The organism is Methylophilus sp. 5 (genome assembly GCF_000515275.1).
GTDB lineage: Bacteria > Pseudomonadota > Gammaproteobacteria > Burkholderiales > Methylophilaceae > Methylophilus.
The window spans coordinates 1,391,293-1,404,524 of record NZ_KI911560.1 but is presented as its reverse complement, the minus strand read 5'-3'; the positions used below and the strand labels follow the sequence as shown (position 1 = coordinate 1,404,524).

Here is a 13,232-nt window from a genome sequence, read left to right as displayed (position 1 = left end):
CTTGGGGCAAGCAATATCCTCGGGAAAGGATAATCGGGGAAAATATGCTGATTATTATTGTTATATGCAGTTGCTTTGCTCTTACATTTTGGAGATTGCAAGGTCGCCCAACCTGCAAGCTGAGTGACTATCTCTATAAATGCATATAACGTGCCAACCCGATAAAAATCACAAGCCATTGATTATTAGTATATTTAATTTTTTAAGCCATGCAGCTGCCGTGATGGCTGGCTGAAATAAACCACCACTTTGGTTTGCTAAAACCAAGCGATAGCATCACGACTTACGGCGACGCACGTCAGAGAACAGCGGGAACAACAAGGGGAGTAACAATAGCGTGAACAAGGTGGCCGTAATCAAGCCACCCACAATCACCACGGCAAACGGTCGCTGCGTTTCTGAGCCAATGCCATGTGAGAGTGCTGCTGGCATTAACCCCAAACCTGCCATCAGCGCGGTCATTAAAATGGGGCGCAACCTGGCCACGGCCCCGTCAATCACAGACTCAGTCACACTCCTGCCTTCACGCATCAGGTTCTTGATCTGCTCAACCATAATCACGCCGTTTTGCACCGAGATACCCGCCAATGCAATAAACCCCACCGCAGCAGACACTGACAAATGCAAACCAGAGACAGCCAACCCCGCCAGCCCGCCCACCAGCGTAAACGGAATCATCAGCAATACCAGCAACGCATTTTTCACTGACTTAAACGCCCAAAACAGCAGCACAAAAATCAGCAATACCGATAGTGGCACAATCACCATCAGGCGTTTCATCGCGCGTTGCTGATTTTCAAACTGGCCGCCCCAGGTCATGGTATAGCCCGGCGGCAACTTGACCTCGGCCTTCACTTTTTGCATGGCCTCTTTGACAAAACTACCCTGGTCGCGGTCAGTAATATTAGCTTTAATCGACACAATACGTGCGCCCGCCTCGCGGCTGACGCGCGAAGCGCCTTGCTTGATCGTCACCTCCGCCACTTCGCTTAACGGAATACTGCCACCACCATTAGGCAAGGCAATCGGCAACTCATCAATATCATCCACAGAGTCTCTGAATGGCCTATCCAGGCGCAAAGTCACGTCAAAATGCCGGTCACCATCGTAAAAGGTATTCGCCGCATTACCCGCCAAGGCAGTTTGCACCGTATTATTAACATCACTCACCATCAAACCATAACGCGACAGCTGGTTGCGATTGAGGGTGATGTCGAGCTCGGAGTTACCAGAAATACGCACGGCGGCAACATCGGTCGCGCCTTGCACGCCGTTCATACTATCGACCACCTCGGCCGCTTTTTGCTCAAGAATAGCTAAATCCGGGCCAAAAATCTTGACTGCAATTTCGCCTTTCACACCGGACAGCGCCTCTTCAACACTGTCCTGAATCACTTGTGAAAAGTTGGTTGGCACACCCGGGATCTCGTGTATGCGGCGCGACATGTCTTTGATTAATACCTCTTTGTCGGCAAACTTCCATTCGCTATGCGGCTTGAGGTCGGCCAAAATCTCCATGTGATACGGCCCTTTTGGGTCAGTGCCATCATCTGGCCGCCCGACATGAGCAACAACTAACCGCACCTCTTGGTAGCTATTAAGGATTTTTCTGATCTCGCGCTCAACGTCTTTGGTTTTCTCTAAACTGGCCGACGGCGGTAAATCGACGGTAAGCCAGATATTGCCTTCATCCAGCTTGGGCAGGAACTCAGACCCCAACATAGGCGCAGAGACCACAGACACGACTAATATGGCCACCGATACAATCACAACCATTGCCCGCGACTGACTGCCTTTGAGCAAAATATTGCGATAGCCTTCTTGCAGGCGGTGCATCCAGCCACTGTGTTTTTCTGCCATGTCTTCACGTGTCATGGTGTATGACAACAAAGCTGGCACCAGGGTTAAGGTGAGGATAATGGCGCCGAGCAAAGCGAAACTGAGCGTAAACGCCATCGGTGAAAAAATTTTACCTTCCACCCGCTGAAAGGTAAAAATAGGCAGAAACGCGGTGATGATGATGGCTTTTGAAAACAAAATGGGATGCCCCATATCAATCGCCGTACTCTTCAAGGTTTGCATGCGCCAGGCAAGACCACTATGGGTTGGGTTACTCGCATCAGCCATTGCCAGGCGCACCATGAGCGCCTCGACCAACACCACTGCACTGTCGATGATAATGCCAAAGTCGACCGCGCCCAGTGAAATCAGGTTGGCGGAGACGCCGCGCAGGTCCATCACAATAAACGCAAACAGCAAGGACAACGGAATCACCGACGCCACGATTAAGGCTGCACGCCAGTTTCGCAAAAACACCACCAAAATGGTGACTACCAGCAAGGCGCCCACAATCAGGTTTTCTGACACCGTACGCACGGTGTGATGCACCAAACCCGTCCGGTCATAAAACGGCACCACTTTCACCCCGGCTGGCAGTGACTGATTCACCACCTCGACCTTGTCACGCAACGCCTCAATCACCTTGGCAGCATTTTGGCCCTTGGTCATTAACACAATGCCTTCAATAATGTCATCTTGCTGATTAAACGACACAATGCCCGAGCGCGGCCTGTCACCAATCACCACCTGGCCGAGATCACTGACCAGAATGGGCTTGCCATCGCGCGTATCCACCACTGACTGCGCAATATCATCCAGGCTATGAAACAGCCCAATGCCGCGTACCACCAGTGACTCGTCCCCACGGTGCATCAAGCCACCACCGACATTGCTGCTATTGTTGCCCACCGCTTGATTCACCTGGTCTATGCTCACGCCAAACTTTCTCAGGCGATAAGGATCGAGCTTGATTTGATACTCTTTGACCGTACCGCCAAAACTGGTGATATCTGCCACGCCGGGCACCATGCGCAACTGCGGAATAATTTTCCAATCCTGAATCGCGCGTACCTCGCGTTGCGGCATGTCTTTAGGCGCCTCGACCAAGTAGCGGTAAACTTCGCCCACCGCCGTTGTCAGCGGCGCCAGTGTTGGCTGCAAACCTGTGGGCAGGCTCACGCCCTGCAAGCGCTCCAGCACCTGTTGTCTGGCAAAATAATCCTCGGTGCGCTCGGCAAACGTCAATGTCACCACCGATAAGCCGGTGATAGAGACCGAACGGATTTGCGCCAATCCCGGCACACCACTCATGCCATGCTCTATCGGTAACGACACCACCCGCTCTACTTCTTCTGGCGCCATGCCAGGCGACTGTGTCACGATAATGACATGCACATCCTCCACATCCGGGAACGCTTCAATCGGCAGGTTCTGCACCGCCACCCAGCCAAAAATGGTCAGCACGACCGCGCCTATGAGCAAAAAGACGCGTTGCTGCAGCGAGAATGTGATTAAGCCTTTTAGCATGCTTTATTTACTCACCGACAAATCAGAGTTCAACAAAATAGCACCGCCAACCACCACGCGCTCACCCGGCTTTAAACCCTCTTTAACCGTCGCGTATTCGCGGCGCTGCAAGTCCAGCGTGACTTTGCGCTTTTTAAAGTGCAAGGGGCGCTCTTCCACAAACACGTAGCTATATAAACCCTCGGTGATGAGCGCGCTATTGGGCAAACGAATCACCCGATGCTGGCTGTTATCCAGCGGCGTAATGCGTGCATACATTTCAGGCTTGAGCTTGCCGTTGCTCTCAACCACACAACGCACCGGAATCCGGCGTGTGGTCGGGTCTATCATAATGCCTATGGTTTTAACTTCCCCACTAAATACGTCATCCGGGTAAGTATCCACTTGTATGCTGAGTTTTTGTCCTTGCGAAATCCGGCTTAAATCGCGTTCGGGCAAGTCAATACTAGCCCACAGAGCGTTAGGGTCAGTGACAATAAACAAGGCGTCGGCAGCATCGGGCCTGACTTCGCTGCCAGGATTGATTTTTCGGTCTACCACCACGCCGGCAATCGGTGAGCGCAGTGCATAATTATCATTGGCCGCCGTGGAAACCCCGAGGTTTTTTATCCTGGCGCTGGCCCGCTCTGACTCCGCACGTGAAGTGGCCCAGTCAGCTTGCGCCACCTCGACCTCCTTTTTCGCCAGTACGCCCGCCTCTACCAGCATGCGGCTACGCGCCAGTGCTTGCTGCTTGAGCTGCACATCTGCTTGCGCCTTGCGCACATCAGCCACCGCGCCGCCCACGTCAGGTGAGTCCATCACCAGCAAAGTTTGGCCAGCTTTGACCACATCGCCAACTTGCGCCTTAATGCTTAATGCCCGCCCGGCCACGGGTGAAAAAATGCGCGCCGTCCGGTTTTCATCAAACACAATCTTGCCATTCAAAGGCTCGGTCACCGGCACCGGAATCTCACTCACAGGCTCAACCTTCAAACTGTTTAATTGAGGCGAACCTGCCGTCAGCACAATTTCGTTAGCATCACGCGCGCTGGCAGCATTTTTATCTGCTGCACACGCCAGGTTAAAAACCATCAGCCCAGCCAGCATCGCCATCAAAAGCTGGCTGTGGGTAGGTTTGCTGCGCACAAGGGGTGGGTTGAATGTAGGCGTGATCATAGGGGGTTAGTCTTGATTGGTAAAAGCCTGGCGAGTTGCCGCCAGCCAGGCAGAAAGCGATTTGGCATAATCCGCTTTGACGCTGGCGGACTCCAGTTGCAACACACGCAAAATACGTCTGGCATCCAATAGGTCCATCACACTCATGGCACCGTGTTGATAAGCAAATTCGGCAGCATCTGCCGCTTTTTGTGCTTCACTCAGAATACTTTGGTCAAAACGACGGTTTTTATCTACCGCGGCTTGCAAATCAGCCTTGGCCCGGCGCATTTCGGCCACCGCAGCAGCCCTTACTTGCTCTTTGGCCTCCATGGCACTGGTATAGCCAACCTCGGCGCGGGCCGCCTCGCCTTCATACTGATAATTGGTAAACAGCGGAATACTGATCGATCCGCCCAGCGTGTCCGGCGCAGAACCGGGCTCTTGCCCCGGAAAGTGTTGATAAGCCAGTGACCAGGTCAGGTCACGGGTTTTGAGCGATTCGGCCAGTTTTCTGGCCTGCTGCGCCTGCTCCATGCGTGCATCGGCGGCCTGTACATCTGATCGTTGCGGCAACCAGCTATTTTCTGCCCCCGTCAGTTGTTCCGCAGCCAGGCTAGGCCAGGGGTCAGACACGTAGAGCTTGGCCGCATCCTGGTCTTTACCCAGCAAATAAGCCAGCATGGCTTGGGCTTTTTGCAAGTCGGCCTCGGCCTGCCGCAAATCATTGCTGGCGCGCAAAGCATCCACCCGGATACGCGCCACGTCTGCCGACGCGACATCTCCGGCTTTGAGCCGTAACTGCGCCGCTTGCAAGGTTTTGTCATAAGAGCCAACGTTGGCTTGCTGAATCAACAGGGTTTCTTGGGCTAGCTTGAGGTCATAATAAGCAGTGGCCATGGCCAGCGCCTGCTGGCGATAGGTTTCTTTTAAATCAAAGCCATACGCTTTAACCGCACTTTCGGCCACCGCAGTCCGCAACTCACGCTTATTACCGCGCTCGACCAACTGGCTGACCTGCAATGCGGAGTTATAGGTTTTGTCCCAGACGCCGCTGGCGCCATTCTGGTTCGGATTACCCTGGCCACGATTGACATTCACACTGGACAATCCCAGTGACAACACCGGATTAGGCCGTTGCCCCGCGATCAGGGTATCTGCCTCTGCGCCTTCTACTGCGCGCTTGGCCGCGAGCAGCTCACGGTTACCTCCAGCAAATAGTTGCTCTGCCTGGCGTAATGACAACTGATCCAACACAACCTGGTTAGGGACAGACGGAATAGATTGTGCGCCGGAAGACGTGGCATCCCCGGCATATAAAGGTTGCACACCCACCATCAGCATGACACATGCCCAGCCTAGCCGCCGCCTCAACATTGATGATTCCCTATATTAGATACTTTATTTTTTGATCATAATAGTGCGCACTGCTTACGGCAATCTTTCAGCGTATTAAATATACTGTACTCAATATACCGCATTCAATATGAACACTCCATGCTTGCATCACACACCAGCATGGACAATATAACGGCGTTTATAGACAATACTTGCATGACACAACATCACAAAACTCCGATTTCTGCCCTTATTTTGATTCACACGCCTGATTTACAAGTGTTATTACTGGAGCGCGCGGACAAAGCCGGGTTCTGGCAGTCGGTCACTGGCAGTTTAGAAACAGGCGAAGCCCCCTATCAGGCGGCTATCCGCGAAGTCAAAGAAGAAACCGGGCTGGATGCACTGGCCTATGACTTTCAGGATTGGCAGGCAAGCAATGTCTATGAAATTTATCCGCATTGGCGCCACCGCTACGCGCCCGGCGTGACCGAAAACACCGAGCACCTGTTTGGATTATGCCTGCCGTCAACGCTCGCCGTCACCCTGGCGCCTGACGAACACACGCGCTACCAATGGCTAGACTGGCGCGAGGCCGCCAAAAAAGTCTTCAGCTGGACCAATGTCCATGCCTTGCAACGCCTAGGGGAGAAACACAATCTGGTTTTATAAGGCACTAATATGATTGGGATTCAGTCTAATCAGCTGTAAAATAACGTTTTTATCCTATCGGGCCGAGCCCTGCTCACCGATTTAAAGTAGATTTTAAGCATGCAAACAGCCACCATCCAATTTGATAAATTCCAAGCGGCCAAAGACGATGATTGTCAGGCGCGTATTTTGGCAGCCCGCGAAAAGCTGGGCAAACGACTGGTGATCCTAGGCCACCACTACCAGCATGAAAGCGTCTATCGCCATGCTGACTACTCAGGTGACTCACTCAAACTGTCTAAATATTGCGACAGCCTGGACGCTGAATTCATCGTTTTTCTCGGCGTGCACTTCATGGCTGAAGTGGCTGATATTCTGAGCCGCCCCGAGCAGACGGTGGTATTGCCAGACCTGGCTGCCGGTTGCTCCATGGCAGACATGGCTAACCTCGCAAAAGTAGAGCGCAGTTACCGCGAGCTGAATAAAGTACTCAACTTTGATGAAACCATCACCCCGGTGACTTACATCAACTCGGCAGCCGATTTAAAAGCCTTTTGTGGCGAACACGGCGGCATCGTCTGCACCAGCACCAATGCCCCAAAAATCCTCGAATGGGGCTTTAGCCAACGCGAAAAAATCCTATTCTTCCCAGACCAGCACCTGGGTCGCTGGAGCGGCCATAAAATGGGCATTCCATTGGAACAAATGCCAGTGTGGGACCCGGACCTGCCGATGGGCGGCCTCACCGAGCAACAAATTAAAGATGCCAAAATCCTGTTATGGAAAGGTCATTGCTCGGTACACCAGATGTTCCGTAAACAAAACATCGACCAGTTCCGCGCCCAACACCCGGATGGCAAAGTGATCTCACACCCTGAGACAGCGTTTGAGGTATGCATTAACTCAGACTATGTTGGCTCTACCGAATATATTTTGCGCACCGTGAGTGAAGCCGAACCAGGCACCAAGTGGCTTGTCGGCACTGAGCTGAATTTAGTCACCCGCCTGGCCGAAGAAATGAAGCCGCAAAACAAACTGGTGCAGTTTATGAGCCATGTGGTGTGTGAGTGCTCAACCATGGCACGCATAGACCCGCAACACCTGGCCTGGTGCCTAGAAAACCTGGCCGAAGGCAACGTGGTTAACCAGATTAAAGTGCCAGAACACGAAGCTAAACTGGCCAAATTGACCTTAGACAGAATGTTGGCCGTCTCATAAATGCGTGACTGCCCACTCTGTGTTGCCACGTCACAAGACCTGCTGTGGCAAGATGATTTTTGCCGTGTAGTGTTACTGCACGACGCAGATTACCCAGCTTATTGTCGTGTAGAACTACTGGCACATATTAAAGAAATGACCGACCTGCCTCCTGCTGACCGCGCCCGCACCATGAAAGTGGTGTTTGCAGTTGAGAGTGCAGTGCGTGAGGTGATTCAACCGGACAAAATCAACCTGGCGAGTTTGGGTAATAAAACGCCACATATGCATTGGCATGTGTTGCCGAGATTCGAGGGTGATAAACACTTTCCGAATAGTCACTGGGGAGAAGTAGTGAGGGATTCCGAGGTGCAGCCATTGAGCAAGACTTTGAGAGATCAATTGCAAAAGGTAGTGATTGAACGTGTGGAATGTTCGTTAAAGTCCTGATCTACTGAATCTCAAATTCTGTTGTTCATTCGATAAACCTCTTTCGCCTCTCGGCGAGTCACTTTCTGGTGCTTGTCCCCCAGAAAGTAACCAAAGAGGACGACACCCAGCCATCACGGCCTGCGGCTCCCTTGCGTTGCTCAACAAAATAAGCCGGTCACGAAACTCGCCCTAGCAGCTTGCACACACCGCAAGCTGCTGCGGAGCTCAAACAGTCGCTCCCTCTACTCTTATTTTGTCTCCGCTACTCAGCGTGATGGAATGGGACTTCTCTCACCTAAGTAACATCGTCAAGGTTTGGACGGTTCAAAAACCAGATTCTTTTTTCTTTAATTCGCTTACGGTGGCAGTCGCATGGTGTTCGGGGTCCCCATCTGACGCGCCGAGTAGCGCAGGCGAAGTGGGAGATTTCGGCCATCGTCTGTTTGAGCTCCGCAACAAGCCACGTTTTGTGTGGCTTGTCAGGGCGAGTTTCGATGGACGCCCACTTTGACGAGCAACGCAGGAATCAAGCGGAAGCTGGGGTGCACTTTCTTTTGGTTACTTGTTCTTTGTGCAAGCAAAGAAAAGTAACTCGCTGAAAAGGCGAAAAGAAACCTAACAAACAACCACAAAACCCGCGTGGGCATAAATGCCCACCCTTGTATTATCCCCCTATCCTGATTTAGGATGATTGAGAGGCATCTCAATCGAAGGCTAAGATGACGAGCCCACCCTTGGGATAAGCATCCTATATGTAAGCCCGTAACGTAGATTGTCACTTGGCCTTCAATTTCCATCATTTAAAATCGAACGGTATCTTGGGCGCAATTACTTTCTGTTGTAGCCCGCATTCACAAGGTTGATTCTATGGAAAACACTCAGTTAATCACTACACAGCCTACGATATTGGGGCTCGACATCGCTAAAGATAAAGTTGATTGCGCATTGTTGAGGCTTGGTAAAGTCAAATCTAAAGTGATTCAAAACTCACCTCAAGGCTTCGCAGAATTAGCTGCCTGGCTTGAGCGCCACGACGTTCATCTCATTCATGCTTGTTGTGAAGCCACAGGCGTCTATTGGGAGGCCGTTGCATTGTTTCTGTTTGAGGCAGGCCATCACGTCAGCGTCGTCAATCCAGCGCAAATTCATGCCTTTGGACAAAGTCGTTTGCAACGCAACAAAACGGATGGCATTGATGCTGCCCTGATCGCAGCGTTTTGCGATACATCGCACCCGCCTTTATGGCAACCTCCGCCACTCGAAGAGCGCTCCTTGCAAGCCATGATTCGTGATTTGCAAACCTTACAGGATATGCAACGCGCTGAATCCAATCGCTTGCTAGTAGCGCATGCGTCGGTTAAACATCGCATACAGCGCCATCTGGATTGGCTGGCGGCTGAAATCGCTCGACTGGAACAGGATATTGACCAGCATATCGATCAGTATCCTGAATTAAAGAGTAGGCGCGCTTTGTTAACGTCTGTTCCAGGTATTGGCAAGCGATTATCTAGCTGGTTCTTGGTGATGCTGGGTAATGGACAGCGATTCAATACGTCAAAGCAGGCCGTTGCGTTTACTGGCTTATCGCCAAGATTATGGCAGTCAGGCAGCTCTGTGCGTAGTAAAACACGTATCTCGAAAGTGGGAAGTGGCAGTCTTAGACGTTTGCTTTACATGCCAGCTGTTAGTGCCTATGCGAAGTTGGATATCTACCAACCCTTTATACAAAGACTCAAATTGGCTGGAAAACCGCCAAAAGTCATTATCGTGGCCATCATGCGCAAGCTCGTCGCAATTGCTCAAGCCGTGCTCAAAGCAAACAAGCCTTTCGATAAAAATATCTATCAAAAAGCTTGTCTTTTATAACGGTATCTACAACGACCAATCTAAAGAACAACCTTTTACTGCAATCTCACCACGCCTGGATTCCAGGCAAACGCCGAAATGACGAGGGAGTGAATATGGTTGAGAATTAAAAAATGCTCTTTCCCCTCCATCCAACAACAAAAAAGGCGCAACTCTCAGTACGCCTACAAAGATTAAACATGCTTGCGTGCCAATCTCGCCACCCTTCTCAACCACCCCAGCAAATCATCCACATAGGTATACAACACCGGGATCACCACCAGACTCAACAAGGTCGAGGTAATCAACCCACCAATCACAGTAATCGCCATCGGCGATCTAAAGCTAGGGTCTGCACTCCAGCCCAAGGCAATTGGCATCATGCCAGCCGCCATGGCGATGGTGGTCATGATAATCGGCCGGGCTCGCTTATGGCAGCCATCGATAATGGCTTCAAACCGGCTTAATTGACGCTCTTTTCGCGCCATGATGGTGTACTCCACCAGCAAAATAGAGTTCTTGGTCACTACGCCCATCAGCATCAGCAAGCCAATCACACTGGGCATTGAGAAGCTGTTATGCGTCACTAGCAAGGCAAAAAAGGCACCACCCAACGATAGCGGCAAAGCACCCAAAATCGTCACTGGTTGCAAAAAATCACCAAACAGCAACACCAGCACCACATAAATGCACATGACGCCGATAATCATGGCGCCACCAAAGCTGCTGAATAACTCATTCATGCGCTTGGCGTCACCAGCTTCTAGCTGTTTGACGCTAGGCGGTAGATTTTGCATGGCAGGCAATTGCTGCACTTCGCGCATGACTTCACCAATCTGGCGTTTGTTAAGCTCAATATCAAAGGTGACATTGCGCATGCGGTCCATGCGGTCAATTTGCTGCGGACCACTGCCCATGCGCACGATGGCGACGGTTTCCAAGCTGACGCTACCGTTACGGGCAGGCACACGCAGCTGGGCAATTTCTTGCAAACTGCTGCGCACGCTAGGGCCTAGTCGCACACGAATCGGTACCTGGCGCTGCGGCAGATTCAACTTCGGCATGGTATTAGTGAAATCACCCGAAGTCGCTACACGGATGACTTGCGCAATTGATTCTACCGTCACGCCCAGCTCCGCAGCTTTATCAACATCTGGAATAATCTGCACTTCTGGCCGTTGCAAACTGGCGCTGGAGGTAATGTTACCAACACCATTTAAAGTGCGTAATTGCTGTTGCAACTGCTGACTGGCGCTGGCCAGGGCATTCGCATCGTCGCTGGCCAGGGTAATTTGCAATTTCTCACCTGACTCACCAATGCCGACCGTCACCCGAGCGCCGGGCAGGTTTTTTAACCGCTCGCGCAGGTCTGCTTCAATCTCGGATTGCTTTTGCTTGCGATCAGCACGCTCTGTCAGGCTAATCACCAGACTGCCTTTACGCACATCGGTGGTATTTTGCGAAGCATTTGGCCCGCCACCGCCCGTGCTGGCCGAACCTGCCGCACTGAATACGGCCTTGACCTCAGGATGCTGTTTAACGATGTGCTCGGCCATTTGCACCACATGCCGCGTTTGTGCCAGCGGCGTACCCGGTTGCAACTCAATGTTGACTTTGGTCTGGCTGCTATCAGAAGACGGTACAAAGCCTTTGGGCAACAACGGCATCAGGCTTAACGAGCCAACAATAAACAACACAAAACCAGCGACGACCGTTTTACGGTGCTGTAAACACCACGCCACCCAGCGCAAATACACACGCATGGAAGAAGAGTCTTGTTCCTCTTGGGCCGCATGCGGTTTGAGCAAATAAGCCGACATCATCGGGGTTAACAACCGTGCCACCACCAGTGAGCCTAAAATCGCGATGGCGGCCGTGATACCAAACTGCTTGAAAAACTTACCAGGAATACCACCCATAAACGCGGTTGGCAAAAAGATCGCCACCAATGTAAAGGTAGTCGCAATGACAGCAAAGCCAATTTCATCAGCGGCTTGCATCGCTGCCTGATACGGTGTTTTACCCATGCGCAAATGGCGCACAATATTTTCAATCTCGACAATCGCGTCATCGACCAGAATACCCACCACCAACGCCATGGCGAGCAAGGTCAACACATTGAGCGAAAAACCAAAATACTGCATAAAGGCAAAAGTGGGGATCATGGACAACGGCAACGCCACCGCAGCAATAATCGTGGCACGCCAGTCACGCAAGAACCACCACACCACCAGAATCGCCAGCAGCGCCCCTTCATACAACAGGTGCATGGAGCCCTCGTAGTTGTCCTCAACCGGCTTGACCATGTTAAAGGCTTCTACAATTTTTACTTGCGGATGCAACTGCTCAAACTGCGCCAACGCCGCGCGTACATCTTTGGCCACCGTGACCTCACTGGTACCTTTGCTGCGCGTGATTTCAAAACGAATCACCGGCTTGCCATCATAACTGGCGTAGGTGGTACGCTCGGCATAGGTGTCCAGCACTTCGGCCACTTGCGACAGCTTGATATGACGGCCATCGCCAAGCGGAATATCGAGATTGCGCACTTCATCTGCGCTATGCAACGCACCAAGCGTGCGCACCGATTGAATATTGTCACCAATATCACCGCGACCACCAGAAGCATCTTGCTGCACACGCTTGAGCTGTACCGACACATCGCTGACATCCACGCCCAAGCCCGCCATCAAAGTGGGCTCCAGGTTCACCTGCACTTCGCGATCAACCCCGCCGGTGCGCGAAATTTTGCCGACGCCATTCACCGCCAGCATCGCTTTGCTAACTTCGTTATCAACAAACCATGACAGTTCGCCCTCGTCCATGTTCTCAGCCGAGGCAACAAAGGTCAAAATCGCATTGCCTGAAGTCGTTAACTTGGACACCGTGGGTGTAGTGACGGCGGCAGGCAACTCAGAACGGGCACTATCCACCGCATTGCGCACCAGGTTAAGTGCTTCTTCACTCTTGGTATCAATGGTGAACTGCACTGCAATGCTGACACTGCCATCGGTGATGGTAGTAGTCATATGCTCAATGCCACCGATGGTCGCAATTTTGTCTTCAATTTTGCGTGCCACTTCGGTTTCCAGTTGCGGTGGTGCAGCGCCTTCCAACGTTGCACTCACGGTGATGACCGGCAACTCGATATCTGGAAAGTTTTGCTTGCCTAACTGGTTGAGCGATTTGAGGCCGAGAAAACTTAGCACCACAAACAGCAAAATCGCAGGCACCGGGTTACGGATAGACCAGGCGGAAAAATTCAT

Annotated in this window: 8 protein-coding genes; 4 read left to right on the top strand and 4 right to left on the bottom strand. The window is 51.8% G+C overall.

The window, feature by feature from the left end; translation table 11 throughout:
* Nucleotides 1-276 precede the first annotated feature (276 nt).
* Genes METH5_RS0106580 through METH5_RS0106570 form a run of 3 tightly spaced genes read right to left on the bottom strand, consistent with a single transcriptional unit; the run spans nt 277 to nt 5,880 of the window.
* Nucleotides 277-3,366 (bottom strand): efflux RND transporter permease subunit, encoded by a 3,090-nt coding sequence (locus tag METH5_RS0106580; protein ID WP_029147759.1) that lies wholly within the window; start codon nt 3,364-3,366, stop codon nt 277-279.
* Nucleotides 3,367-3,369: 3 nt separating this feature from the next.
* The gene (locus METH5_RS0106575; protein ID WP_232410965.1) at nt 3,370-4,524 is read right to left on the bottom strand and encodes an efflux RND transporter periplasmic adaptor subunit; all 1,155 of its coding nucleotides are present in this window, start codon (nt 4,522-4,524) and stop codon (nt 3,370-3,372) included.
* Between the two features lie 6 nt (nt 4,525-4,530).
* On the bottom strand, nt 4,531-5,880 hold the full coding sequence (locus tag METH5_RS0106570) for a TolC family protein (protein ID WP_029147757.1): 1,350 nt from the start codon (nt 5,878-5,880) through the stop codon (nt 4,531-4,533).
* Nucleotides 5,881-6,057: 177 nt separating this feature from the next.
* Here METH5_RS0106570 and nudB point away from each other — a divergent pair, with 177 nt between their 5' ends.
* The 4 genes from nudB (at nt 6,058) to METH5_RS0106550 (ending at nt 9,987) form a co-directional block, all read left to right on the top strand.
* Nucleotides 6,058-6,513 (top strand): dihydroneopterin triphosphate diphosphatase, encoded by a 456-nt coding sequence (nudB, locus tag METH5_RS0106565; RefSeq protein WP_029147756.1) that lies wholly within the window; start codon nt 6,058-6,060, stop codon nt 6,511-6,513.
* 99 nt (nt 6,514-6,612) lie between these two features.
* Nucleotides 6,613-7,710, top strand: coding sequence for a quinolinate synthase NadA (gene nadA / locus METH5_RS0106560; RefSeq protein ID WP_029147755.1), 1,098 nt, complete (start codon nt 6,613-6,615; stop codon nt 7,708-7,710).
* Nucleotides 7,711-8,139: an HIT family protein gene (locus METH5_RS0106555; RefSeq protein ID WP_029147754.1), complete on the top strand. Its 429-nt coding sequence runs from the start codon at nt 7,711-7,713 to the stop codon at nt 8,137-8,139.
* Nucleotides 8,140-8,988: 849 nt separating this feature from the next.
* Entirely contained in the window at nt 8,989-9,987 is a 999-nt protein-coding gene (locus METH5_RS0106550; protein WP_051412818.1) for an IS110 family transposase, read from the top strand.
* A 173-nt stretch (nt 9,988-10,160) separates the two neighbouring features.
* Here the strand turns inward: METH5_RS0106550 and METH5_RS0106545 are convergent, their stop codons facing one another.
* Entirely contained in the window at nt 10,161-13,232 is a 3,072-nt protein-coding gene (locus tag METH5_RS0106545) for an efflux RND transporter permease subunit (RefSeq protein WP_029147753.1), read from the bottom strand.

Excerpts from the sequence above, each read along its gene's own strand:
- nudB (WP_029147756.1), top strand. The coding sequence starts at position 6,058 with ATGACACAACATCACAAAACTCCGATTTCTGCCCTTATTTTGATTCAC.
- METH5_RS0106580 (WP_029147759.1), bottom strand. The coding sequence starts at position 3,366 with ATGCTAAAAGGCTTAATCACATTCTCGCTGCAGCAACGCGTCTTTTTG.
- nadA (WP_029147755.1), top strand. The coding sequence starts at position 6,613 with ATGCAAACAGCCACCATCCAATTTGATAAATTCCAAGCGGCCAAAGAC.
- METH5_RS0106550 (WP_051412818.1), top strand. The coding sequence starts at position 8,989 with ATGGAAAACACTCAGTTAATCACTACACAGCCTACGATATTGGGGCTC.
- METH5_RS0106545 (WP_029147753.1), bottom strand. The coding sequence starts at position 13,232 with ATGAATTTTTCCGCCTGGTCTATCCGTAACCCGGTGCCTGCGATTTTG.
- METH5_RS0106555 (WP_029147754.1), top strand. The coding sequence starts at position 7,711 with ATGCGTGACTGCCCACTCTGTGTTGCCACGTCACAAGACCTGCTGTGG.
- METH5_RS0106575 (WP_232410965.1), bottom strand. The coding sequence starts at position 4,524 with ATGATCACGCCTACATTCAACCCACCCCTTGTGCGCAGCAAACCTACC.
- METH5_RS0106570 (WP_029147757.1), bottom strand. The coding sequence starts at position 5,880 with ATGTTGAGGCGGCGGCTAGGCTGGGCATGTGTCATGCTGATGGTGGGT.